A 22,403-nucleotide genomic window follows, 5' to 3' on the forward strand; every position below is an offset into this window, starting at 1 on the left:
GAGCGGACAGATGCCCATCGCAACTCCCGAGGTCTACAACGAGATGCTGGACCGGGCGAAGGCAGGAAAGTTCGCCTACCCGGCCATCAACGTGACCTCCACCCAGACCCTGCACGCGGCCCTGCGTGGTTTCGCTGAGGCGGAGAGCGACGGCATCATCCAGATCTCGACGGGTGGCGCCGAGTTCCTGGGCGGCCAGCACAACAAGGACATGGTGACCGGTGCGGTGGCCCTGGCCGAGTTCGCGCACATCGTCGCCAAGAAGTACGACGTCAACGTCGCCCTGCACACGGACCACTGCCCGAAGGACAAGCTCGACGGGTACGTACGTCCGCTGCTGGCGATCTCCGAAGAGCGCGTCAAGGCCGGCCAGAACCCGCTGTTCCAGTCCCACATGTGGGACGGCTCCGCCGAGACCCTGGCCGACAACCTGGCCATCGCCCAGGAGCTGCTGGAGCGCACCCGCGCCGCGAAGATCATCCTGGAGGTCGAGATCACCCCGACCGGCGGCGAGGAGGACGGCGTCTCCCACGAGATCAACGACTCCCTCTACACGACGGTCGACGACGCGATCCGTACGGCGGAGGCCCTCGGCCTCGGTGAGAAGGGCCGCTACCTGCTCGCCGCGTCCTTCGGCAACGTGCACGGCGTGTACAAGCCCGGCAACGTCGTGCTGCGTCCGGAGCTGCTGAAGGAGCTGAACGAGGGCGTCGCCGCCAAGTTCGGCAAGCAGAGCCCCTTCGACTTCGTCTTCCACGGCGGCTCCGGCTCCACGGAGGAGGAGATCGTCACCGCCCTGGAGAACGGCGTGGTGAAGATGAACATCGACACGGACACGCAGTACGCCTTCACGCGCCCGGTCGCCGACCACATGTTCCGCAACTACGACGGCGTCCTGAAGGTCGACGGCGAGGTCGGCTCCAAGAAGACCTACGACCCGCGCACCTGGGGCAAGCTGGCCGAGGCCGGCATGGCCAAGCGGGTCGTCGAGGCCTGCCAGAACCTGCGCTCCACCGGCACCAAGATCAAGTAATGGACGGCCGGGGCGGGGGCGCGGAACAGCACCCCGCCCCGGCCACCATCAGGATCACCAGCCCCACGGGCCGCTGGATCCTGCTCACCACGGTCCTCGGCTCCAGCATGGCGCTGCTGGACTCGACCGTCGTGAACGTCGCGCTGCCGGGCATCGGCCGTGACCTCGACGCGGACCTGACGGCGTTGCAGTGGACGGTCAACGCCTACATGGTCACGCTGGCCGGGCTGATCCTGCTGGGCGGCGCCCTGGGGGACCGCTTCGGCCGGCGGCGGATCTTCGTCCTGGGCGTGGTGTGGTTCGCCGGGGCCTCCCTGCTGTGCGGGCTCGCCCCGACCCCGGGCGTGCTGGTGGCCGCCCGCGCGCTGCAGGGCATCGGCGGTGCCCTCCTCACGCCCGGCTCACTCGCCCTCATCCAGGCCTCCTTCCATCCCGACGACCGGGGGCGGGCCGTGGGCCTGTGGTCCGGCTTCGGCGGGATCGGGGCCGCGGTCGGACCCTTCGTGGGGGGCTGGCTGGTGGACGGGCCCGGCTGGCGGTGGGTGTTCCTGCTCAACGTTCCGCTGGCGCTGCTGTGCGTGCCGGTGGCCGTGCGGCACGTACCGGAATCGGGCGACAGCCGTGCCCATGGCCGGTTCGACGTGCTCGGCGCGGGACTGGGCGCCCTCGCCCTCGCGCTGGTGACGTACGCCCTGATCGAGGCCCGCCAGCAGTCCCCGGCCGTGGTGGCCGCGGCGGTCGCGGGGCTGGCCGCCGCCGTGGCGTTCGGGTACGTGGAGCGGCGTCGGCCGGATCCGATGATGCCGCTCGGGATCTTCTCCTCCCGGCAGTTCACGGCGGTCAACCTGGTGACGCTGTGCGTGTACGCGGCCTTCGGCGGCTTCTTCTTCCTGGCCGTGCTCCAGCTCCAGGTCGTCGTCGGCTACTCGGCCCTCGCCGCCGGGACGGCGCTGCTGCCGACCACCGTGCTGATGCTGCTGCTGTCCGCACGCTCCGGCGAGCTGGCGGACCGCATCGGACCGCGTCTCCCGCTGACCGTGGGCCCGTTGCTGTGCGCCGCCGGGATGCTGCTGATGCTGCGGGCCGGGCCCGGGGCGTCGTACGCGGCGGACGTGCTGCCCGCGCTGCTGGTGCTGGGGCTGGGCATGGTCACGCTGGTGGCGCCGCTGACCGCCACGGTGCTCGGTTCCGTGGACACGGCCCGGGCGGGCCTGGCCAGCGGCATCAACAACGCGGCGGCCCGGGCGGCGGGCCTGCTGGCGGTGGCGGCGTTGCCGCTGCTGGCGGGCATGGGGGAGGAGGCGTACCGGCAGCCCGGGGCGTTCGACGCCGCGTTCGCACGGGCCATGGTGTGGTGTGCGGCGGTGCTGGTGCTGGGCGCGGCGGTGGCCTTCGCGACCGTACGGCGTCCCGGCCCGGGCTGCCGGCGGCCGGAGTGCCGCACGCACGGGGCCGTGACGGCGCCTCCGCTGGAGGGGGAGCGGGGTTCCTAGCGCCTCGATGGCGCAGACTGGACCTCATGTCCATTCACGAGAACCTCCTCGGGGGCCCGCCCCCGACCCATCTCCCCGACGACCCCGGGCCGCGTGAGCTGCTCGCGTCGGGCACCGCGCCCGCCGACGTCGCCGCCCAGCACCCGACCTCCTCGCTGGCCTGGGCCCAGCTCGCCGACGAGGCCTTCGAGCGGGGCAGTGTCGTGGAGTCGTACGCGTACGCCCGCACGGGCTACCACCGCGGTCTGGACGCGCTGCGCCGCAACGGCTGGAAGGGGCACGGCCCGGTGCCCTGGGAGCACGAGCCGAACCGGGGCTTCCTGCGTGCCCTGCACGCCCTCGCCCGCGCCGCGCACGCGATCGGCGAGCAGGAGGAGTATGAGCGCTGCACCCAGTTCCTGAAGGACTCCTCGCCGACGGCCGCCCAGGTCCTGGGCTGAGCCGAGCGGCTGGTTCCGGGTACCCGAGGCCCGTCTGTGATCAGGCGGGCCTTGCGGTCGCCGGGCCGGATTGCGCAGGATGCGGGTGGGGACCGGGGCCCCGTGCCGGTAACGGCAGGGCGGACCGCTACCCGGAGTGCACAGCAGGAGACAGCGATGTCCCAACCGGCTCACGAGACCCCTCAGCCCACTGAGGCACACGAGCCCGAGACCCCGCATCTCGATTTCCAGGGCACGACGCCGTACGAGGACTACGTCAAGGCGGACGTGCTCACCCACCTCCAGCACACCCTCTCCGACGATCCCGGAGAGATGGTCTTCCTGGTCACGACCCAGGTGATGGAGCTGTGGTTCACCGTCATCGTCCACGAGTGGGAGACGGCCGCGCGGGCGCTGCGCCAGGACGACGTCCCCACCGCGATCGCCGCGCTGAAGAGGTCCGTGCGGGAGCTGGAGGCGCTGAACGCCTCCTGGAAGCCGCTCGGCCAGCTGACACCGCAGCAGTTCAACGCGTACCGGTCCGCCCTCGGCGAGGGCTCCGGTTTCCAGTCGGCGATGTACCGCCGCATGGAGTTCCTGCTCGGCGACAAGTCCGCGTCGATGCTCGTCCCGCACCGGGGCGCGCCGCGCGTGCACGCCGAGCTGGAGAAGGCGCTGCACGAGCCGAGCCTGTACGACGAGGTGGTGCGGCTGCTGGCGCGGCGCGGGTACGACATCCCGGAGGCCGTGCTGCGGCGCGACGTGTCGCGGCGGTACGAGGAGTCGCCGGAGGTGGAGGCGGCCTGGGCGGCCGTCTACTCCGGCGACGAGTCCGGTGAACTGGCCCGGCTGGGCGAGGCGTTGACCGATGTCGCCGAGCTGGTGTGGCGCTGGCGCAACGACCATCTGGTCGCCACCCGCCGCGCGATGGGCGCCAAGCAGGGCACCGGCGGCTCCGCCGGGGTGGCCTGGCTGGAGAAGCGGGCCCGGAAGAACGTGTTCCCCGAGCTGTGGACGGCGCGGTCCTATGTCTGAACTGGTCAGCAAGGCGGAGAAGCTCGACGCGGCCGACGACCTGGGCGGCACGCGCGCCGAGTTCGTGCTCGACGACACGGTCTACCTGGACGGCAACTCACTGGGCGCGCTGCCGGCCGCGGTTCCCGACCGGGTCGCGGACGTCGTACGCCGCCAGTGGGGCGAGCTGCGCATCCGGTCCTGGGAGGAGAGCGGCTGGTGGACGGCGCCCGAGCGGATCGGCGACCGGATCGCCCCGCTGGTCGGGGCGGAGCCCGGGCAGGTCGTGGTGGGCGACTCGACCAGCGTCAACGTCTTCAAGGCGCTGGTGGGCGCGGTGCGGCTGGCCGGCGACGGCCGTGACGAGATCCTCGTCGACGCGACGACGTTCCCCACGGACGGGTACATAGCCGAGTCGGCGGCCCGGATGACGGGCCGGACGCTGCGGCCGGTGACCCCGGCAGAGGTCCCGGGCGCCCTCGGCGACCGTACGGCGGCGGTGCTGCTGAACCACGTCGACTACCGCACGGGCCGGCTGCACGACCTGCCATCGCTGACGGCCGCCGTGCACGCGGCGGGGGCGTACGTCGTCTGGGACCTGTGCCACAGCGCGGGCGCGCTGCCGGTCGGGCTGGACGAGCACGGCGTCGACCTGGCGGTCGGCTGCACGTACAAGTACCTGAACGGCGGCCCGGGTGCGCCGGCGTACCTGTACGTGCGCCGGGACCTGCAGGACCGCTTCGACTCGCCGCTGCCCGGCTGGAACTCCCACGCCGAGCCCTTCGGCATGCGCACCGCCTACGCACCGGCCTCCGGCGCCCTGCGCGGCCGGGTCGGCACGCCGGACATCCTCTCCATGCTCGCCCTGGAGGCGGCCCTGGAGGTGTGGGACGGGGTGTCGATCGAGGCGGTGCGGGCCAAGTCGCTCGCGCTGACGGACTTCTTCCTGGAGTGCGTCGCGGAGTACGTGCCCGAGGGCCGGGTCGAGTCGCTGACGCCGGTGGCCCACGCCGAGCGGGGCAGCCAGGTGGCGCTGCGCTGCGACGACGCCGGTGATGTGATGAAGCGGCTGATCGAGCGGGGCGTGGTCGGCGACTTCCGGGCACCGGACGTGCTGCGTTTCGGCTTCACCCCGCTGTACGTCGGCTTCGCGGACGTGGAGCGGGCGGCGCGGACGCTGGCAAAGACCCTGGCGTGAGCCTCAGGTGTCCTGTTCCCGGTGGCCTTCCCCGGTGACGTACACGCCCGCCGCCGCCGCGGCGAACGCGGCGCGGGCCGCGCGGTCGGCGGCGGCGGGGCCGGGCGGTGTCCCGGTCGTCAGCAGCGCGTAGTACAGCGGCGCCGAGACCGCCCGTACGACCGCCGCCGCGTCCGTGCCGCTCGGCAGCTCCCCGCGGACGACGCCCTCTTCGACGCAGGGCGCCCACTCGGCGATCCGCACGTCGTAGAACCGCCGCAGGGCCTCGGCCGTCCGGGCGTCGCAGGCGGCCGCGGCGATCACCGCGCGGAACAGCGCGCCCTGGCGGGGGTCGGCCAGGGTGCGCTGGACCAGGTCCGCGTTGGCGCGCAGGTCGCCGAGGACGGAGCCGGTCTGCGTGCGGTGCAGCGACTGCTCGGCCATGTCGGCGAGCAGGTCGGCCACCAGGCCCGTCACCGAGCCCCACCGCCGGTAGACGGTCGTCTTGCCCACCTCCGCCCGCCGCGCGACATCGGCGAGGTCCAGGTGGGCGAACCCCTGCTCGGCCAGGACGTCCCCGGCCGCCCGCAGCACGGCCGCGCGGACCCGCGCGGTCCGCCCCCCGGGACGCACGGTGCCGGGTTCGGCGGGCATGGCGGCCTCCAAGGGGACGTGCGGTCTGCTGACGTACGGGCTGCTGACACCGGCGTCGGGGTGGCGACGGGCGCTCCGACAGCGTAACGAAACCGTAGGACCGTTAAATACTCACCGAGGGTGACATCCCCGTGTTGGCGCACGTCATCCGCCTGATACCGTCCCCGCCAACGGCCGCATTTCTCCCCTGGTCCGCCAAGTAGGTTTCTTCGCTGAGAGGTTGGAGCATGACGGACGACGTCGCAGCAGCCCGGGCCGCCGCGGAAGAGGAGTCGGCCTTCGCGCACCCGCCCGTCGACCCGGACAACACCGCTTCCTACGGTGACCACCCCGACCAGGTGATCGACTTCTACGCCCCGCGCGTCCAGGCCGGTCCCGTGGGGCCCGCCCCGCTGGTCGTGGTCCTGCACGGCGGTGCATGGCGGGCTCCGTACGACCGCCGGCACGTCAGCCCGTTCGCGGCCTTCCTGGCCCGCCGGGGCTTCGCCGTCGCCAGCGTCGAGTACCGGCGCGGCGGTGACGGCGCGTCCGTGGCCGGCCGCTGGCCCGACACGCTCGACGACGTCGCCGCCGCGCTGGACGCCCTTCCGGCGCTCGCAGGGGAGAGGCTGCCGCAGGCCGACCCGCGCCGCACCGTGGTCACCGGCCACTCCGCCGGCGGCCAGCTCGCGCTGTGGGCCGCCGCCCGGCACGTCCTGCCCGCCGACGCGCCCTGGCGCACCGACCGCCCGGCACCGCTGCGCGGCGTCGTCGCCCTCGCGCCGATCGCCGACCTCGCGGTCGCCGACAAGCTGGACGTGTGCGGCGGGGCCGTACGGCAACTCCTCGGCGGTGACGAGCGCTTCGCCGAGCGCCAGCCGTACGCCGACCCGGCGCTGCTGCTGCCCACCGGCATCGCGACCACCCTCGTCCAGGGGCGCACGGACCTGGACGTGCCGCAGGCGGTGGCCGAGTCGTACGCGGACGCGGCGGCGAAGGCAGGCGAGGTGGTGGGGCTGACGCTGCTGGAGGATGTCGGCCACTTTCCGCTGATCGACCCGGCGGCGGACGCGTGCGCGGTGGTGGCGGAGGAGATCGCGCAGTTGGCCTGGTGAGGGCGGGGCCGGTCCCCCCTCCTGGTGATACCCGTAGTACCTGAGAGCTACCGCGCGGAAGAGTTCCCTGGCGGGACGCGGACGACGCGTCACGATCCGTAACTTCCCCTCCAGACAAGCCCGATGGCCGGGCGAGCTGGGACGGGGGAGACGACCGTGGGGCTGGGAGCGTGGGGCCGGGCGGCGGGTGAGCGGGGCGGCCGTCGGCGCGGAAAGGCGTCGCCGGCCCGGCGGGGCGAAGCCGCCGTCGAACGGCGCCGGGGCGGCCGGTGGGTGCGCACCGCCCTGGCCGCTCTGATCACCGGTGCCCTGGTCGTCCCGCTCTCCGCCGCCGCGCACCCCGGGATTCCCGCGCCGCCCCCCGCCGCACTCGCCCCCGTCACCGCGGCGACGCTGGACGAGGTCTACGCGGCCAACCGGGCCAACGCCGCCGAAGCGGCCCGCATGGCCGCCGCCCACGGCGACCACCACCGCGCCGCGACGGACCGCGAGCTCGCCGCCGCGTCCCGCCGGCTCCTCTCCTTCGACGGCCGCGGCTCCGGCCGGGCGACCGAGGTCCTCGGCGACCTCGCCCACGCCGACCGCGTCGCCGTCCTGGTGCCCGGCTCCGACACCGGCCTGGACACGTACGGCCGGTTCGGCGCGGCGGCCGTCGCCCTGCACGAGCGGCTCGCACGGCAGGCACCGGCGGGTGTGCGCACGGCGGTCGTGGCCTGGCTGGGCTACGAGACGCCCGGCACCGTCAGCGCCACGGTCACCACCACCGGCCGCGCCGAGGAAGCCGCACCGCACCTGCGGGAACTCGTCGCCGACCTGCGCACCGTCGCCGGACGGGACGCGCGGATCAGCCTGCTGTGCCACTCCTACGGCTCGGTCGTGTGCGGCCGGGCCGCCGCCGGCCTGGACGTCGACGACATCGTCCTCCTCGGCAGCCCCGGCACCGGCGCCGGCTCCGCCGCCGACCTGCACACCCGCGCCCGGGTGTGGGCGGCCCGGGGCGCCGGCGACTGGGTGGAAAACGTCCCGCACCTCAGCGCCGAACTGTTCGGCACGACGGTCGGGTTCGGGACCGACCCCGTCTCCCCGGCCTTCGGCGCCCGTGTCTTCGCGGCCGGCGACGGTGGCCACAGCGACTACTTCGCACCCGGCTCGACCTCCCTGACCAACCTGGCCCGGATCGTCCTGGGCGACACGAAGGCGGTGACCCATGACGAGTGACGTGAGCGCGCGAGGCGGCCTGTGGCACGGCGTACGGCAGGCAGCGACCCGCGTCGAGGTGGCCACCCCCGCCGGCCGTGACCGGGCCGTGGACGCGCTGCGTGCCGCCGCGATCCTCGGTGTCGTGCTCGGCCACTGGCTGGTCACGGCCCTGGTCGCGGACGGCCGCACCCTGCACACCGCGAGCCCGCTGCGGCACATGCCCTGGCTGGCCCCCGTCTCCTGGGTCTTCCAGACGCTGGCCGTGTTCTTCCTCGTCGGCGGCCACGTGGCCACCCGGGGGTACGCCTCCGCCCGGGCCCGTGGCGTTCCGTACCACCGCTGGCTGGGGGACCGGCTGGCCCGGCTGTTCGGTCCCGTCGCCGCCGTCCTCGCCCTGTGGACGGTCGTCGCGCTCGCCCTGCTGCTGTCCGGCGCCGAGTTCACCACCCTGCGCACGCTGGTCAAACTGGCCCTGTCCCCGCTGTGGTTCCTGCTGGTGTTCGCCGCCCTGACGGCGGCGACCCCGCTGCTGACCCGGCTGCACCCGCTGTGGCCGCTGGCCGTCGTCGTCCACGTGGACCTGCTGCGCTTCGGTCTCGGCGGGCCGTCCTGGCTCGGCTGGGTGAACCTGGCGGCGGGCTGGCTCGTGCCCTACACCCTGGGGGCGGCCTGGACCCGCGGCGAGCTGGAGCGGCGCCGCGCGGGATGGGTCCTGCTCACGGGCGGCGCGGCGGCCACCGCGGCCCTCGTCGCCTGGGCGGGCTACCCGGCGTCGATGGTCGGGGTCCCGGGTGTCGCGGTCTCCAACCTCAACCCGCCGACGCTGGCCGCCGTCACCTTCGGCATGGCGCAGTGCGGCCTGGCCCTGCTGCTGCGCGGCCGGCTGCGGCGCGTGATGCGCCGGCCGACGGCGTGGGCGGCGGTGGCCCTGGTGAACCTCTCCGCGATGACGATCTTCCTCTGGCACCAGACGGCCATGATGGCGACCACCGCCACCGGCCTTCTCGCGGGCCGCCTCCCCGGACTGCACACCGTCCCCGACGGTCTCGGCTGGGTCGCGGCCCGCCTGCTGTGGCTCCCGGTCTTCGCGGTGGCCCTCGCGGTCTGCTGGGCCGCCTTCCGCGGCTACGAGCGGGGCGGCGGCCGGGGAGGCTCGCGGGTGGTGCGGACCCATCGTCCGTCGGACCGCGGGGCGGAGAGGCGGGTGCGCCGTGTCTAGGCTGGTCCGCGTGACGGGAACGGGGGCGGGAAGGGTGCTGACGGGCCACGTGCGGCGCTGGCTGCGGGTGCTGAGGGAGGACCTGTGGACCGTCCGGGCGGATCCGCTGCCGCCCTCGCTGTGGCTGCGGTGGCTGCCGCACGGTGTGCTGTGCCTGGCGGCGTTCGGCGTCGCGGTCGGAGGCATGGGCGACCTGCAGGACAACGGGCACCTGAACCTCGGGTGGGCCTTCCTGGTCGCGGGCGGGCAGGGCGGTGCCGTGCTCCTGGCGATGTGGCGGCCGATCCCGGCGTGGTGGCTGTCCACGGTGGCCTGGGTCCTGGGTGCTGCCGCGGTGCACGGCCGGCTGGGTCTCGACGTGGAGACGTACACCTGGCCATGGACGGCGGCCGGGATCGTCGCCCACCTGCTCGTGCTGCTGCTCCTCGCGCTGCGCGCACCCACCCGCGTCTGCGTGGAGGCCCTGGCGGCGACCGCGCTGGTCACCTATGTGCTCCAGGGCCTGTGGGGCGGGGCGCACTACGACGCCACCGGGACGGTCGCGGTCGCCCTGTCCGCCGTCGTCGTCGTCCTCGGCAGCGCCCTGCGCGGTCGCCGTGAGGCCCGCGCCGAGCTCGTCGAGCAGACCACGCTGACCGCCGAGGAGCGGGCCCGGCGCACCCTGCTGGAGGAGCGCAGCCGTATAGCGCGCGAACTGCACGACGTGGTCGCCCACCACATGTCCGTCATCTCCATCCAGGCCCAGGTCGCCCCGCACCTGGTGCAGGACCCGCCCGAGGAGCTCAGGGAGAACCTCGCGGGCATCCGGCAGAACGCACTGGAGGCACTGACCGAGCTTCGGCGGGTGCTGGGCGTGCTGCGCTCGGAACACCCCGACGTGCCCGGGTCGTCCGACGAGCCCGGCACCGGAGCCGCCCCGCAAGCCCCGCAGCCCACCCTCGACCGGCTCGGCGCACTGGTGGAGAACACCCGGGCGGCGGGCCTGGCCGTGACCGCCGAGACCACCGGCGAGCGGCGTCCGCTGCCGCCCGGCGTGGAGCTGTCGGCGTACCGGATCGTGCAGGAGGCGCTGAGCAACGTGCTGCGCCACGCGCCCGGGGCGACCGCCCGGGTCCGGGTCTCCTACGAACCGGACGGCCTGTGGGTGGAGGTCGTCAACTCGCGGCCGACACGGCCCGCGCCGCCGTCGCCGGGCGCGGGGCACGGGCTGCTCGGGATGCGGGAGCGGGTGGCGATGCTCGGCGGCAGCATGACGGCGCACCCCTGGCACTGGAACGGCTTCAAGGTGTCCGCGTTCCTGCCGGACGCCCCGCCCACCGAGGCACCGGCCGCCGGTGCCCGGGCCGCCGGTGCCCCGCCCGTCGGCTCCCGGCCCGCCGGCGCCCGGGACACTGGTGCCCCGCCCGTCGGCTCCCGGCCCGCCGAGGCTCCGCCAGCCGCTGCCCCGCCTGGCGGCTCTAGGCCCGCCGGCGCCCGGGACACTGGTGCCCCGCCTGGCGGCCTCACCGCTCCCGGCCGCGTCACCACCCCCGACCCCACCCCCGACCCGGAGGACGGCACCGCATGACGAGCAGCCCCAGCGGCCCGATTCGCGTACTGATCGCCGACGACCAGCAGATGGTCCGCCAGGGCTTCACCGTGCTGCTCGACACCCAGCCGGACATCGAGGTGATCGGCCAGGCGGTGGACGGCCTGGACGCCGTCGCCAAGGTCGCCGAGACGGCTCCGGACGTGGTGCTGATGGACATCCGCATGCCCGAGCTCGGCGGCATCGAGGCCACCCGCCGCATCACCGTCGCGACCCCGCACATCAAGGTGCTGGTGCTCACCACCTTCGACCTCGACGAGTACGTGTACGAGGCGCTGCGGGCCGGGGCGTCCGGGTTCCTGCTCAAGGACGCCTCCGCCGACCAGCTCGCCGAGGCGGTGCGGGTGATCGCTGCCGGGGACGCGCTGCTGGCCCCGGGCATCACCCGGCGGCTGATCGCCGAGTTCTCTCGCCTGGACGGCCGGCCCCGCGCCCCGCTCAAGGAGCGCGTCGGCGACCTGACCGAGCGGGAGACGGAGGTGCTCGCCCTCATCGCGCAGGGCCTGTCGAACGCGGAGATCGCCCAGCGGCTGGTGGTCGCCGAGCAGACCGTGAAGACGCACGTGGGCCGCATCCTGGTGAAGCTGGGCCTCAGGGACCGCACCCAGGCGGCGGTGTTCGCGTACGAGTCGGGGCTGGTGCGGCCGTCGGGGTACTGACCCCGGCCGGACCGTAGTACCTGAGACGGAGGGGGAAGGACCCCTCTCCAAGGGGACGACCGCGCACCCCGCCTGCGCCTACCGTTCTGTACGTGACCGAGACGACCCAGACGCCCCTGACACAGCCGGGGCGCGCATCCGAGCCGCACGCCTCGCGCAGCCCGGAGTTCCGGCTGGCCGCCAACGCCCTGCGCGGGCTGCGGCAGGACCTGCTCCACGACGCCTTCGCCTACCGGCCGCTGCCGCGCCTGCGGATGGACGGCTCGCTCGCCCGGAGGCTGCCGGCGCGTCTGCGGGAGTACGCGGCCTGGACGCCGCACGCCCTCATCACGGCGGTGGCCCTGATCACCCTGCTCATCGCCAGTGTCGACTCCGGCGCGGTGCTGCTCCTGGTCGCCCCGTTCGCCGCGCTGCCGGTTCTGCTGACCATGGTGCGGCCGGTGGGAGCGTTCTGGCTCTCCATGGCCGCCACTCCGGTCACCGTCCTTTTCGGCAGCTCCTGGGGCGACTGGCCGTGGCGGCCCGGCAGCTTCGCCTGCCATCTGACGGTGCTGACGGTGGTGGCCCTGCGCACCAGGCCGCGGACGGCCGCGTACATGTGGGCGCTGACCGCGGCCTACGGGTTCGTGGCGGAGACCGCGTTCGGCCCGGGTCACTACTACGGCTCCAACACCGGTCCCATGCTGGTGATCTCCGCGCTGATCCTGCTGTGCGTCGCCGTCTGGCACATCCGCCGCGAGGCCGAGCAGGAGGTCACCGCCCAGCAGACGGTGACCGCGCACGAGCGGTCCCGCCGCACGCTGCTGGAGGAGCGCACCACGATCGCCCGCGAACTGCACGACGTCGTCGCCCATCACATGTCGGTGGTCGCCATCCAGGCGGAGGCCGCGCCCTACCGGGTGGAGAACCCGCCGCCGGAGCTGGAGCGCGCCTTCGCCACCATCCGGGAGAACGCGGTGGCGGCCCTCACCGAGCTGCGCCGCGTCCTGGGCGTGGTGCGCGCCGAGGACTACGAGGCCCCGGACGCCCCCCAGCCCACGCTCGCCGACCTGGACGGGCTGCTCGACAACGTGCGGGACGCCGGCCTGAGCGTCGAGAAGGTCGTCACCGGCGCGGTGCGCGAGCTGCCGCAGGGGGTGGAGCTGTCGGCGTACCGGATCGTGCAGGAGGCGCTGAGCAACACCCTGCGGCACGCGCCCGGCGCGAGCGCCCGAGTGGAGATCGGGTACGTCCTCGGCGGTCTGGGCCTGCGCATAGTCAACGGCCCGTCGCCCCGGCCGAACCTCATCAAGCCTTCGCCCGGCGCCGGGCACGGCATCACCGGCATGCGCGAGCGGGTCTCCATGCTCAACGGCGAGATGACGGCGGGCGCGACGGACGACGGGGGCCACGAGGTGACGGTGTTCCTGCCGGTCCCGCCGGCGCTCGAGGACGGTGCCCCATGACCATCCGCGTGCTGATCGCGGACGACCAGATGATGGTGCGCGAGGGCTTCTCCGTCCTGCTGAACGCCATGCCGGACATCGAGGTCGTGGGTGAGGCGGTGAACGGCCGGGAGGCCGTCGCGAAGGTCCGTGAACTCGCCCCGGACGTGGTGCTGATGGACATCCGCATGCCCGAGCTGAACGGCATCGAGGCGACCCGGGAGATCGTCGCCGCGGACGGCACGGCGAAGGTGCTGGTGCTGACCACCTTCGACCTGGACGAGTACGTGTACCAGGCGCTGCGCGCGGGAGCCTCCGGCTTCCTGCTCAAGGACGCCTCGGCACGCCAGCTCGCCGAGGGCGTGCGGGTGGTGGCGTCCGGCGAGGCGCTCCTCGCCCCGTCGGTGACGAGACGCCTGATCACGGAGTTCTCCAAGCTGTCCCGGACCCCACGCCCGATGGCCTCCGCGCAGGCGGCGTACGGGGATCTGACCGAGCGGGAGACGGAGGTGCTGGTGCTGATCGCGCAGGGCCTGTCGAACGCGGAGATCGCCGAGCGGCTGGTGGTCGCCGAGTCGACGATCAAGACCCATGTGAGCCGCATCCTGGTGAAGCTGGGCCTCAGGGACCGCACCCAGGCGGCGGTGTTCGCGTACGAGGCGAGACTGGTCACACCGGGCTGACCCTGGTCAGCGCGGGGTGCGCCGGGCTAGCGTCCGGACATGGCAGCACGCACCGACCTCGCCTTCGACCCGTGGGACCCGGCGTTCCTCGCCGACCCCTACCCCGCCTACGCCGAGCTGCGCGCCCGGGGCCGGGTGCACCACTACGAGCCCACGAACCAGTGGCTGGTGCCCCACCACGCGGACGTCTCGGCGCTGCTGCGGGACCGGCGGCTCGGCAGGACGTATCAGCACCGGTTCACGCACGAGGAGTTCGGGCGCACCCCGCCTCCGCCGGAGCACGAGCCGTTCCACACGCTCAACGACCACGGGATGCTCGACCTGGAACCGCCGGACCACACCCGGATCCGGCGCCTGGTGTCCAAGGCGTTCACACCGCGCACGGTGGAGCGGCTGAAGCCGTATGTGCGGGACCTCGCGGACCGGCTGGTGGCGGAACTGGTGGCGGCGGGCGGCGGTGACCTGCTGACGGACGTGGCCGAGCCGCTGCCGGTCGCGGTGATCGCCGAGATGCTGGGTATCCCGGAGGGTGACCGGGCGCCGCTCAGGCCCTGGTCGGCGGACATCTGCGGGATGTACGAGCTGAACCCCTCGCGGGAGGCGGCGACGAGGGCGGTCCGGGCGTCGGTGGAGTTCTCCGACTACCTCCGGGAGCTGATCGCCGAGCGCCGCAAGGAGCCGGGCGACGACCTGATCTCGGGCCTGATCGCGGCGCACGACGAGGGCGACCGGCTCACCGAGCAGGAGATGATCTCGACCTGTGTGCTGCTGCTGAACGCGGGTCACGAGGCGACCGTGAACGCCACGGTCAACGGCTGGTGGGCGCTGTTCCGCAACCCGGACCAGCTCGCGGCCCTGCGCGCGGACCACTCCCTGGTCCCCTCGGCGATCGAGGAGCTGATGCGGTACGACACCCCGCTCCAGCTCTTCGAGCGCTGGGTGCTGGACGACATCGAGATAGACGGCACGACGGTCCCGCGCGGCGCGGAGATCGCGATGCTCTTCGGCTCCGCCAACCACGACCCGGCGGCCTTCACCGACCCCGGCCGCCTCGACCTGACCCGTCGGGACAACCCGCACATCTCCTTCAGCGCGGGCATCCACTACTGCATCGGCGCCCCGCTGGCCCGCATCGAACTGGCGGCCTCCATGACGGCCCTGCTGGAGAAGGCCCCGACCCTGCGCCTGACGGCGGAGCCGGAGCGCAAGCCGAACTTCGTGATCCGGGGGCTGGAGGGCCTGTCGGTCGAGGTGTGAGTGCCGCCGTCGGCGCCGGTCCGGCAGACACGCGGCCGGCGCGACGGCGAGCGACGGGAGGACGCTCCGGGCCCTGCGGACGAGGGCCGGCTCGGCGTACAGGACGCTGTAGTCGCTGCCCTCGCCCTCGGAGTCGTCGCCCGGAGGGCGCTCGGTGCGCCGCCGGTCCCACCGGCCCCGCTCGTGCCAGTCGCTGGCCGTGCCGGTTCCGCTGCGCATAAGGGGAGGGAGGCGGGCCCCGTCCCTCCCCGGGCGGTTCAGGTCGTCATGTCCCGCCGCCGCAACCCCACCAGCCCCGCGGCCACCAGCACCACCGCCAGCCCGGTCAGGACCAGCAGAGGAGGCCCCTGCATCTGCCCGCCCGGCATCTTCGGCAGATGACCGAACGGTGAGACGTCCAGCACCGCCTCCGGCAGGTGCAGCGCCGGGCCGATCCAGCCGAGCAGCAGCACCGCCCCGGACACGCCCCACGCGGCCGGTGCCGCCCGTGGTGCCACGCCGTGCAGCAGCACCGCCACACCGCCGACCACCCACACCGCCGGGAGCTGCACGAGGCACGCCCCGAGGACGGCGCCGGCGTCCTTGCCGTACCCGGCGGCGAAGCCCAGCCCGGCCAGCAGCATGATCAGCGCCGAGCCGCCGAACGCCACCGCCAGGTGACCCGCGGCCCACCGCAGCCGCCCCACCGCGCCCGCCAGCACCGGCTCCGCCCGCCCCGACGTCTCCTCCCCGTGCAGCCGCAGCACCGACGCCACGACGTACAGGGCCGCGACCAGCCCCAGCACCCCGATCATCGCCGACAGGAACGCGTCGGTGAGGGCGGCCTGTCCGCCCATCCGCTCGATGATCCGCCGGGCGTCATCGTTGTCGCCTACCAGGTCGGCCGCGCCCTCCGTCATCGCGCCGTACACCACTCCGGCCAGCAGGAAGCCGATGCTCCAGCCCAGCACACCGCCCCGCTGCAACCGCCAGGCCAGCGCCCCCGCGCCGCCCAGGCGGCCGGTGGCCGGTCCCGGCCGGGCCGGCAGGAAGCCCATGCCGACGTCCCGCCGGCCGGCCAGCGCGTAGGCGACCGCTCCCTGGAGGGCGGCGGCGGCCGTGAAGAGGAGCAGCACCCACCAGCGTTCGTCCGCGAACGCGCGCAGGTTCTCCAGCCAGCCGAGGGGCGACAGCCACGTCAGCGGCGAGGAGCCGTCGTCCGTCGCCGAGTCGCCCGCCGCGCGCAGGACGAAGGCGGCGCCCAGCACGCCCGCCGTCAGGCCCCGCGCGAGCCGCGCGCTCTCGGTCAGCTGCGCCACGATCGCCGCCAGCGTGGCGAAGACCATGCCGACGCCCGCGATCCCGACCCCGAACGCCACCGCTCCCGTGGCGCCCTGTCCGGCCAGGCCCGCCGTCACGAGCAGCGCCAGGGCGGCGTCGGCGACCGCCGCCGCCAGCAGGGCGGCCGTCAGGGAGGCCCGGCGGCCCACCATGCCGGACGCCACCAGCTCCTGACGGCCGCTCTCCTCCTCGTCGCGGGTGTGCCGTACGACGACGAGCAGGCTCAGCACGGCCGCCGCGGCCGCCGCGTAGACGCCGACCCGCCAGGCCGTCAGCGCGCCGAGGGAGTCGTCGAAGACCGGCCCGACCATCGCGCGCAGCGAGGAGTTGGTCTCCATCTGGCGGACCAGGCCGGCGCGTTCGGCCGGGGTGCCGTACAGCGCCTGGAGCGAGTTCGGCATGGACAGCACCATGAGCGCGGTCACCGCGATCCAGACCGGCGTCATCAGCCGGTCGCGGCGCAGGGCGAACCGCAGCAGCGTCGCCGTACCGGCCAGCTCGCGCGAGCCGCCGGGGCGTACGGCGAAGGCTGTCCCGGTCATCGGGAAGCCACCCCCGTCTCCCGGGCCGTCCGGTTCGTGCCCGTGTCGTCCTGGTAGTGCCGCAGGAAGAGTTCCTCCAGCGTCGGCGGCGTCGACGTCAGCGACCGCACGCCCGCCTGGCTCAGCGCGCGCAGCACCGCGTCCAGTTCGCCGGTGTCGACCTGGAGGCGGACCCGGCGGCCCCGTACGTCGAGGTGGTGCACGCCGGACAGGCGGGACAGGCCGTCGGGCGGGCCGGCGAGTTCGGCGGTGACGCTCGTACGGGTCAGATGGCGCAGGTCGGCCAGCGAACCGCTCTCCACGGTGCGGCCCTTGCGGATGATGCTGACGCGGTCGCAGAGCTCCTCGACCTCGCTGAGGATGTGGGAGGACAGCAGGACCGTCCTGCCCCGGTCCCGTTCCTCGGCCACACACCTGCGGAAGACCTCTTCCATCAGCGGGTCCAGGCCGCTGGTCGGCTCGTCGAGGATCAGCAGGTCGACGTCCGAGGCGAAGGCGGCGACCAGGGCGACCTTCTGCCGGTTGCCCTTGGAGTACGTCCGGCCCTTCTTGGTGGGATCGAGCTCGAACCGGTCGATCAGCTCCGCGCGCCGCCGGGGGTCCAGACCGCCGCGCAGGCGGCAGTACAGGTCGATGACCTCGCCGCCGGAGAGGTTGCGCCACAGCGTCACGTCCCCGGGGACGTACGCGATACGGCGGTGCAGCTCGACCGCGTCCGCCCAGGGATCGTGGCCGAGCACCCGCGTGGCGCCCGAGTCGGCCCGCAGCAGGCCGAGCAGGACGCGGATGGCGGTGGACTTGCCGGCGCCGTTGGGGCCGAGGAAGCCGTGGACCTCGCCGGACTCGACGTCCAGGTCGAGACCGTCGAGCGCGTGGGTCCGGCCGAACGACTTGCGCACTCCGGAGACGGTGATGGCCTTCGTCATGCTTCGGAACGTACGCTTCTTTCAGAAGTTTGTGAAGTTAAGGAACCGTATAAATCGCGGGGTAGGGTGGGGGACGGTGCCTGAGCAGGGGAGATGATCGGGACATGGTGGATCCGAAGGCGAGGGAAGAGAGCCAGCGGGACCCGGTGGCGGTCTCCAGGTTCGTGGAGCACTTCGCGGCGCAGCTCGTGGAGGCCGGTCTGCCCCGCATGCCCGCGCGGGTCTTCGCCGCGCTGCTCGCCTCCGACACCGGCGCCCTGACCTCCGCGGAGCTCGGCGAACAGCTCAAGATCAGCCCCGCGGCCGTCTCCGGCGCGGTGCGCTACCTGGCCCAGGTCCACATGCTCTCCCGCGAGCGGGAACCCGGCTCGCGCCGGGAGCGGTACCGGGTCCACAGCGACCAGTGGTACGAGGCCCTCACCAACCGCGAGGCGATCATCAAGCGGTGGGAGGACGCGCTGCGCGAGGGCGTCACCAGCCTCGGCGCCGACACTCCCGCGGGCCGCAGGCTCGCCGAGACGCTCGCGTTCTTCGAGTTCGTCGAGAAGGACGTGGCCCAGATGATGGAACGCTGGCGCACCCACCGCGAAAAGCTCTTCGGCGGTGTCCGGCCCTGAAGAAGGCCCGTATGGGCGGGAGTGGCCCGCCCCGCCGGTGCGGCCGGTCCGCATCGAGGGGAGGGCGCGGGAAGCCCGGCTCACGACACCGCCGGCACCGTGAGCCCCCAAGCGTCCTCCCGTACCACCCACGTCCTGGTGCGTACCGGTCCCGAGACCGCCGCGTCCGTCCGGTAGCGGAAGTGGGCTCCGGACACCGTCACCGTCCGTCCCTCCGCCAGCAGCGGCGAGGCCTCCGCGCCCACCGACACCGGCCGCACCTCGACCGAGGCCACGCCCTTCTCGCCCGGTGTGACGGACACCGCCTCCACCGGCTGGCGCAGGTCGACGAGCGTCTGTCCGTCCACCTCCACCCGCAGGCGCGAGGGCCCGGGCTCCGGCGCGGTCGCGGGGCGGGACGGACGGGCCGGCACCAGCGTCCGTACGAGGGACTGGCAGGTCCGCAGCCAGGGCCGTCCGGCCTCGGCCATCTCCCCGGGGTCCTGGCCCGGGACGGCCGACACCGGCGGGATCCGCAGCGCGCCCAGCACCACCCCGTCGCTGTCGTCCACCAGCAGGTCCATCCGCCGCTCGGCGCCGTCGAGGACCGCCCGCGCCGCCGCCACCGCGTCGGTCGGCACCCCGAGGGACCGGGCCAGCGAGAGCGCACCGCCCACCGGGACCACCGACAGCGCGCACGCCGCCAGCTCCCGCTGCCGGTGCAGCAGCGACACCGCGCGGACCAGGGCCCGGTCGTCGCCGACCACCACCGGCCGCCGTGACCCGCGCCGGCGCAGCGCCCGGGCGAATTCCTCCGGACCGTCCGGCAGGCACACCTTCATGGCGGCACCCGCGCTGAGCACGTCTTTCGCGATGCGAACGGACTCCCCGTCCGTCCTCCGCGCGACCGGATCGATGATCACCAGCAGCTGATCGGACGTCGGAGCAGTCGCCACCTCGGCCATGCCTCGCTTCCTCGGGTAGCATCTTGGTGCAAGAGCCCCTTGCGCTGCGCTGTTGCGCCAGGGGCTTCGTCTATTCCGGGGCATCCGGTCCGACGGTTGCGGCCAACGGCGGTCGCGGTGCACGCGGCGGTATCCCACCGCGTACGCCCCTGACCATGGACATGCCCCGCCCGGAAGGGGTGTACGCGCGTGCCCGCACTTGTGCTGCTCGGTGCTCAGTGGGGTGACGAAGGCAAGGGAAAGGCGACGGACCTCCTCGGTGGTTCCGTCGACTACGTGGTGCGCTACCAGGGCGGCAACAACGCCGGCCACACGGTAGTCGTGGGCGACCAGAAGTACGCCCTCCACCTGCTCCCTTCCGGAATCCTGTCCCCCGGCTGCACGCCGGTCATCGGAAACGGCGTCGTCGTCGACCCGTCGGTCCTGCTCTCCGAGCTGAGCGGACTGAACGAGCGCGGCGTCGACACCTCCAAGCTCCTCATCAGCGGTAACGCGCACATCATCACGCCGTACAACGTCACCGTCGACAAGGTGACGGAGCGCTTCCTCGGCAAGCGGAAGATCGGCACGACCGGGCGCGGCATCGGCCCGACGTACGCCGACAAGATCAACCGCGTCGGCATCCGCGTGCAGGACCTGTACGACGAGTCGATCCTGACCCAGAAGGTGGAGGCGGCCCTCGACGTCAAGAACCAGATCCTGACCAAGCTGTACAACCGGCGCGCGATCGCCGTGGAGCAGGTGGTCGAGGAGCTGCTGGGCTACGCCGAGAAGATCGAGCCGTACGTCGCCGACACGGTGCTGGTCCTCAACGAGGCGCTGGAGCAGGACAAGGTCGTGCTCTTCGAGGGCGGCCAGGGCACCCTCCTGGACATCGACCACGGCACCTACCCCTTCGTGACCTCCTCGAACCCGACCGCGGGCGGCGCCTGCACGGGCGCGGGCGTGGGCCCGACGAAGATCAGCCGGGTCATCGGCATCCTCAAGGCGTACACCACCCGCGTCGGCGCCGGCCCCTTCCCGACCGAGCTGTTCGACGAGGACGGCGAGGCGCTGCGCCGCATCGGCGGCGAGCGCGGTGTCACCACCGGCCGTGACCGCCGCTGCGGCTGGTTCGACGCGGTGATCGCCCGCTACGCCACCCGCGTCAACGGCCTGACCGACTTCTTCCTCACCAAGCTGGACGTGCTGACCGGCTGGGAGCAGATCCCGGTCTGCGTGGCGTACGAGATCGACGGCCGGCGCGTCGAGGAACTCCCGTACTCCCAGACGGACTTCCACCACGCCAAGCCCGTCTACGAGATGCTGCCGGGCTGGAGCGAGGACATCAGCAAGGCGAAGACCTTCGCCGACCTGCCGAAGAACGCCCAGGCGTACGTGAAGGCCCTGGAGGAGATGTCGGGCGCCCCGATCTCGGCGATCGGCGTGGGCCCCGGCCGCGACGAGACGATTCAGATCAACTCGTTCCTCTGATCCGCCCGCCGGATCGACGGCTGCCTTCCGCCCACGCGGGAGGCAGCCGTTCGCGTGCGATGCGCGTACCGCGCCGGGTGAACCTCGACGACGCGCAGGAGCGCCTCGCCCAGCCGGGGCGCTGACCGCCGGGCACTGACCGTCGGCCGGGCTCCGGCCCGTCAGCTGAAGACGATCATCGACCCCTGCGCCAGACTCCGCGTCACCGCCGCGTGCAGCCCCAGCCAGACGTGGCGTTCCCGGGCGAAGGGGCTGGGGTCGTACGGGGCGGGGACAGCCGGTTCCTCCAGCTCCGTGGGAGCGAGAGGGGGCTGGGGCGGCGCCGGGGGGTTCGCCGGGTCGATGCCGATCGACGGGGCGACGAACTCCAGCTCCCGCAGCAGGGCCTGAGAGGAGCCCAACGGGCCGCCGGCCGCCATCAGTTCGTCGTTGGCCAGGGGCTGCGGGAAGTCGACGGGGACGTACGCGCCCGCGTGGTCGTAGTGCCAGACCAGGTGCGACTGCTGGGCCGTGGCCTCGAACATCTCCAGCAACTGCTCGTAGTCGCCGCCCAGTTCGTCGACGGGGGTCACCGGCAGACCGCAGAGCTGGAGGAGGTACACGCGGCGCAGGAAGTGCAGCGCGTCGTAGTCGAATCCGGCGACCGGGGCGACGTCGCCGGACAGTCCAGGCATGTACTGGTACACCGGCACCGGCGGCAGCCCGGCCTCGGCCAGCACCTTGTTGTATTGCGCGAGTTCCTCGGCGAAGGGGTTGTCGGGCGTGTGGCACAACACGTCCACGAGCGGTACCAGCCACAGGTCACAGGCCAAAGAGGGCTCCTCACACAGCACGGTGGTCAAGGCAGGGTAATCGGTGCCGGGCGCGGCGGCGCCCGTCCGTACGTGTCCGGTTCCCCCGTGCATGTCCCCTACCCCGGCACCACCGTTCCACCTCGTCCCGCGGTGCCGTCGTTCAGCCGTCCGCCAGTCGTTCGATGAGTGCGAGGGAGTGGGCGTTGTAGGACTCCACGATCCAGCGGGCGGAGTCGGTGTCGCGCCGCGCCAGGGCGTCGACCAGATCCGTGTGCCCGGACCACAGCTGACCGCGCAGGTCGGTCAGCCGGCGCAGGTGCTGCACGGCGCACACCCAGGTCTGGACGCGCAGCCGGTGCAGGAAGTCGGACAGGTAGGGATTGCCGAACAGGGCGGCGAGTTCGCGCCAGTACCGCAGGTCGTACCCGATGAGCACGGTCAGGTCACCGGCGGTGGCGGCGCGCCGGGCCTCCTCGCCGCGGCGCCGGACCCCGGCGAGCGCGGCGGCGATCCGGGGGTGGTCGGGCCGTACGTGCCTGAGGTGGCCGTCGGTCAGGGCGTGGAACATCCCGTCGGTGACCAGGCTGCGGGCCTGGATCATGCCCCGGAAGTCGTCGGCGGAGTACTCGTGCACCCGGAAGCCGCGGTGCTGGTCGGCGTCGAGCAGCCCCTGCGCGGACAGGTCGACCAGCGCCTCACGCACGGGGGTCGCGGAGACGCCGTACTGCTCGGCGATCTCCTTCACCGTGAACTCCTGCCCGGGTTGCAGACGCCCCGCCAGCACCTCGTCGCGGAGCGCTTCGGCGATCTGCTGCCGCAGGGTGCTGCGCGTGACGGCGCCGTTGCCGCTGCTGCCGGAGCCGGGCATGGTCA

The 22,403-nt window shown here is 73.4% G+C and carries 21 protein-coding genes; 15 read left to right on the forward strand and 6 right to left on the reverse strand.

Translation table 11 applies throughout. The features are described 5' to 3' along the window. Nucleotides 1-10 precede the first annotated feature (10 nt). From fbaA to kynU, 5 genes are all read left to right on the forward strand, one after another. Nucleotides 11-1,033: a class II fructose-bisphosphate aldolase gene (fbaA, locus tag ACFPZJ_RS10420; protein ID WP_381019811.1), complete on the forward strand. Its 1,023-nt coding sequence runs from the start codon at nucleotides 11-13 to the stop codon at nucleotides 1,031-1,033. After that, the gene (locus tag ACFPZJ_RS10425) at nucleotides 1,033-2,526 is read left to right on the forward strand and encodes an MFS transporter (RefSeq protein WP_381019813.1); all 1,494 of its coding nucleotides are present in this window, start codon (nucleotides 1,033-1,035) and stop codon (nucleotides 2,524-2,526) included. Before fbaA ends, ACFPZJ_RS10425 begins: the two co-directional genes overlap by 1 nt. Nucleotides 2,527-2,552: 26 nt before the next feature. After that, the gene (locus ACFPZJ_RS10430; RefSeq protein WP_381019815.1) at nucleotides 2,553-2,966 is read left to right on the forward strand and encodes a DUF3151 domain-containing protein; all 414 of its coding nucleotides are present in this window, start codon (nucleotides 2,553-2,555) and stop codon (nucleotides 2,964-2,966) included. 156 nt (nucleotides 2,967-3,122) lie between these two features. Next, nucleotides 3,123-3,980, forward strand: coding sequence for a tryptophan 2,3-dioxygenase family protein (locus ACFPZJ_RS10435; protein WP_381019817.1), 858 nt, complete (start codon nucleotides 3,123-3,125; stop codon nucleotides 3,978-3,980). After that, nucleotides 3,973-5,157: a kynureninase gene (gene kynU, locus ACFPZJ_RS10440; RefSeq protein WP_381019819.1), complete on the forward strand. Its 1,185-nt coding sequence runs from the start codon at nucleotides 3,973-3,975 to the stop codon at nucleotides 5,155-5,157. Before ACFPZJ_RS10435 ends, kynU begins: the two co-directional genes overlap by 8 nt. A gap of 3 nt (nucleotides 5,158-5,160) precedes the next feature. Here the strand turns inward: kynU and ACFPZJ_RS10445 are convergent, their stop codons facing one another. Then, nucleotides 5,161-5,790: a TetR/AcrR family transcriptional regulator gene (locus ACFPZJ_RS10445; RefSeq protein WP_381019821.1), complete on the reverse strand. Its 630-nt coding sequence runs from the start codon at nucleotides 5,788-5,790 to the stop codon at nucleotides 5,161-5,163. A 227-nt stretch (nucleotides 5,791-6,017) separates the two neighbouring features. Between ACFPZJ_RS10445 and ACFPZJ_RS10450 the strand changes: the two genes are divergently transcribed. The 8 genes from ACFPZJ_RS10450 (at nucleotide 6,018) to ACFPZJ_RS10485 (ending at nucleotide 14,914) form a co-directional block, all read left to right on the forward strand. Next, nucleotides 6,018-6,884, forward strand: coding sequence for an alpha/beta hydrolase (locus ACFPZJ_RS10450; protein ID WP_381019823.1), 867 nt, complete (start codon nucleotides 6,018-6,020; stop codon nucleotides 6,882-6,884). 156 nt (nucleotides 6,885-7,040) lie between these two features. Next, on the forward strand, nucleotides 7,041-8,102 hold the full coding sequence (locus ACFPZJ_RS10455; protein WP_381019824.1) for an alpha/beta hydrolase: 1,062 nt from the start codon (nucleotides 7,041-7,043) through the stop codon (nucleotides 8,100-8,102). Beyond that, entirely contained in the window at nucleotides 8,092-9,303 is a 1,212-nt protein-coding gene (locus tag ACFPZJ_RS10460) for an acyltransferase family protein (protein WP_381019826.1), read from the forward strand. Before ACFPZJ_RS10455 ends, ACFPZJ_RS10460 begins: the two co-directional genes overlap by 11 nt. After that, nucleotides 9,296-10,870, forward strand: a complete 1,575-nt coding sequence (locus ACFPZJ_RS10465; RefSeq protein ID WP_381019828.1) for a sensor histidine kinase — start codon at nucleotides 9,296-9,298, stop codon at nucleotides 10,868-10,870. Before ACFPZJ_RS10460 ends, ACFPZJ_RS10465 begins: the two co-directional genes overlap by 8 nt. Further along, the gene (locus tag ACFPZJ_RS10470; protein ID WP_381019830.1) at nucleotides 10,867-11,550 is read left to right on the forward strand and encodes a response regulator; all 684 of its coding nucleotides are present in this window, start codon (nucleotides 10,867-10,869) and stop codon (nucleotides 11,548-11,550) included. The genes ACFPZJ_RS10465 and ACFPZJ_RS10470 overlap by 4 nt, the downstream gene beginning before the upstream one ends. A gap of 92 nt (nucleotides 11,551-11,642) precedes the next feature. Then, nucleotides 11,643-12,995, forward strand: coding sequence for a sensor histidine kinase (locus tag ACFPZJ_RS10475; RefSeq protein WP_381019832.1), 1,353 nt, complete (start codon nucleotides 11,643-11,645; stop codon nucleotides 12,993-12,995). After that, nucleotides 12,992-13,657, forward strand: a complete 666-nt coding sequence (locus ACFPZJ_RS10480; RefSeq protein ID WP_381019833.1) for a response regulator — start codon at nucleotides 12,992-12,994, stop codon at nucleotides 13,655-13,657. Before ACFPZJ_RS10475 ends, ACFPZJ_RS10480 begins: the two co-directional genes overlap by 4 nt. 39 nt (nucleotides 13,658-13,696) lie before the next feature. Further along, nucleotides 13,697-14,914: a cytochrome P450 gene (locus ACFPZJ_RS10485; protein ID WP_381019835.1), complete on the forward strand. Its 1,218-nt coding sequence runs from the start codon at nucleotides 13,697-13,699 to the stop codon at nucleotides 14,912-14,914. Between the two features lie 257 nt (nucleotides 14,915-15,171). Here ACFPZJ_RS10485 and ACFPZJ_RS10490 read toward each other — a convergent pair whose 3' ends face one another. Further along, nucleotides 15,172-16,776, reverse strand: a complete 1,605-nt coding sequence (locus ACFPZJ_RS10490; RefSeq protein WP_381019837.1) for an ABC transporter permease — start codon at nucleotides 16,774-16,776, stop codon at nucleotides 15,172-15,174. Beyond that, the gene (locus ACFPZJ_RS10495; protein WP_381019839.1) at nucleotides 16,773-17,702 is read right to left on the reverse strand and encodes an ABC transporter ATP-binding protein; all 930 of its coding nucleotides are present in this window, start codon (nucleotides 17,700-17,702) and stop codon (nucleotides 16,773-16,775) included. Before ACFPZJ_RS10495 ends, ACFPZJ_RS10490 begins: the two co-directional genes overlap by 4 nt. 104 nt (nucleotides 17,703-17,806) lie before the next feature. On the opposite strand from ACFPZJ_RS10495, the gene ACFPZJ_RS10500 reads away from it, so the two are divergent. Next, on the forward strand, nucleotides 17,807-18,319 hold the full coding sequence (locus ACFPZJ_RS10500; protein ID WP_381019841.1) for a GbsR/MarR family transcriptional regulator: 513 nt from the start codon (nucleotides 17,807-17,809) through the stop codon (nucleotides 18,317-18,319). Nucleotides 18,320-18,399: 80 nt separating this feature from the next. Here ACFPZJ_RS10500 and ACFPZJ_RS10505 read toward each other — a convergent pair whose 3' ends face one another. After that, complete coding sequence (locus ACFPZJ_RS10505; protein ID WP_381019843.1) at nucleotides 18,400-19,263, reverse strand: diacylglycerol kinase family protein; 864 nt, start codon at nucleotides 19,261-19,263, stop codon at nucleotides 18,400-18,402. Nucleotides 19,264-19,452: 189 nt separating this feature from the next. Between ACFPZJ_RS10505 and ACFPZJ_RS10510 the strand changes: the two genes are divergently transcribed. Then, nucleotides 19,453-20,736: an adenylosuccinate synthase gene (locus ACFPZJ_RS10510; protein WP_381019844.1), complete on the forward strand. Its 1,284-nt coding sequence runs from the start codon at nucleotides 19,453-19,455 to the stop codon at nucleotides 20,734-20,736. Nucleotides 20,737-20,897: 161 nt separating this feature from the next. Here the strand turns inward: ACFPZJ_RS10510 and ACFPZJ_RS10515 are convergent, their stop codons facing one another. Next, nucleotides 20,898-21,548 (reverse strand): phospholipase D-like domain-containing protein, encoded by a 651-nt coding sequence (locus tag ACFPZJ_RS10515; RefSeq protein WP_381019846.1) that lies wholly within the window; start codon nucleotides 21,546-21,548, stop codon nucleotides 20,898-20,900. 142 nt (nucleotides 21,549-21,690) lie between these two features. Beyond that, on the reverse strand, nucleotides 21,691-22,398 hold the full coding sequence (locus ACFPZJ_RS10520; protein ID WP_381019848.1) for a GntR family transcriptional regulator: 708 nt from the start codon (nucleotides 22,396-22,398) through the stop codon (nucleotides 21,691-21,693). Nucleotides 22,399-22,403: the final 5 nt, after the last annotated feature.

Source organism: Streptomyces bullii (genome assembly GCF_042657145.1).
GTDB classification, from domain to species: domain Bacteria; phylum Actinomycetota; class Actinomycetes; order Streptomycetales; family Streptomycetaceae; genus Streptomyces; species Streptomyces bullii.

Bases quoted from the DNA above. Each gene is read 5' to 3' on its own strand.
- ACFPZJ_RS10435 (WP_381019817.1), top strand. From the start codon at position 3,123: ATGTCCCAACCGGCTCACGAGACCCCTCAGCCCACTGAGGCACACGAG.
- ACFPZJ_RS10470 (WP_381019830.1), top strand. From the start codon at position 10,867: ATGACGAGCAGCCCCAGCGGCCCGATTCGCGTACTGATCGCCGACGAC.
- ACFPZJ_RS10450 (WP_381019823.1), top strand. From the start codon at position 6,018: ATGACGGACGACGTCGCAGCAGCCCGGGCCGCCGCGGAAGAGGAGTCG.
- ACFPZJ_RS10445 (WP_381019821.1), bottom strand. From the start codon at position 5,790: ATGCCCGCCGAACCCGGCACCGTGCGTCCCGGGGGGCGGACCGCGCGG.
- ACFPZJ_RS10425 (WP_381019813.1), top strand. From the start codon at position 1,033: ATGGACGGCCGGGGCGGGGGCGCGGAACAGCACCCCGCCCCGGCCACC.
- fbaA (WP_381019811.1), top strand. From the start codon at position 11: ATGCCCATCGCAACTCCCGAGGTCTACAACGAGATGCTGGACCGGGCG.
- ACFPZJ_RS10485 (WP_381019835.1), top strand. From the start codon at position 13,697: ATGGCAGCACGCACCGACCTCGCCTTCGACCCGTGGGACCCGGCGTTC.
- ACFPZJ_RS10430 (WP_381019815.1), top strand. From the start codon at position 2,553: ATGTCCATTCACGAGAACCTCCTCGGGGGCCCGCCCCCGACCCATCTC.
- ACFPZJ_RS10490 (WP_381019837.1), bottom strand. From the start codon at position 16,776: ATGACCGGGACAGCCTTCGCCGTACGCCCCGGCGGCTCGCGCGAGCTG.
- ACFPZJ_RS10505 (WP_381019843.1), bottom strand. From the start codon at position 19,263: ATGGCCGAGGTGGCGACTGCTCCGACGTCCGATCAGCTGCTGGTGATC.
- ACFPZJ_RS10520 (WP_381019848.1), bottom strand. From the start codon at position 22,398: ATGCCCGGCTCCGGCAGCAGCGGCAACGGCGCCGTCACGCGCAGCACC.
- ACFPZJ_RS10495 (WP_381019839.1), bottom strand. From the start codon at position 17,702: ATGACGAAGGCCATCACCGTCTCCGGAGTGCGCAAGTCGTTCGGCCGG.
- kynU (WP_381019819.1), top strand. From the start codon at position 3,973: ATGTCTGAACTGGTCAGCAAGGCGGAGAAGCTCGACGCGGCCGACGAC.
- ACFPZJ_RS10460 (WP_381019826.1), top strand. From the start codon at position 8,092: ATGACGAGTGACGTGAGCGCGCGAGGCGGCCTGTGGCACGGCGTACGG.
- ACFPZJ_RS10500 (WP_381019841.1), top strand. From the start codon at position 17,807: ATGGTGGATCCGAAGGCGAGGGAAGAGAGCCAGCGGGACCCGGTGGCG.
- ACFPZJ_RS10480 (WP_381019833.1), top strand. From the start codon at position 12,992: ATGACCATCCGCGTGCTGATCGCGGACGACCAGATGATGGTGCGCGAG.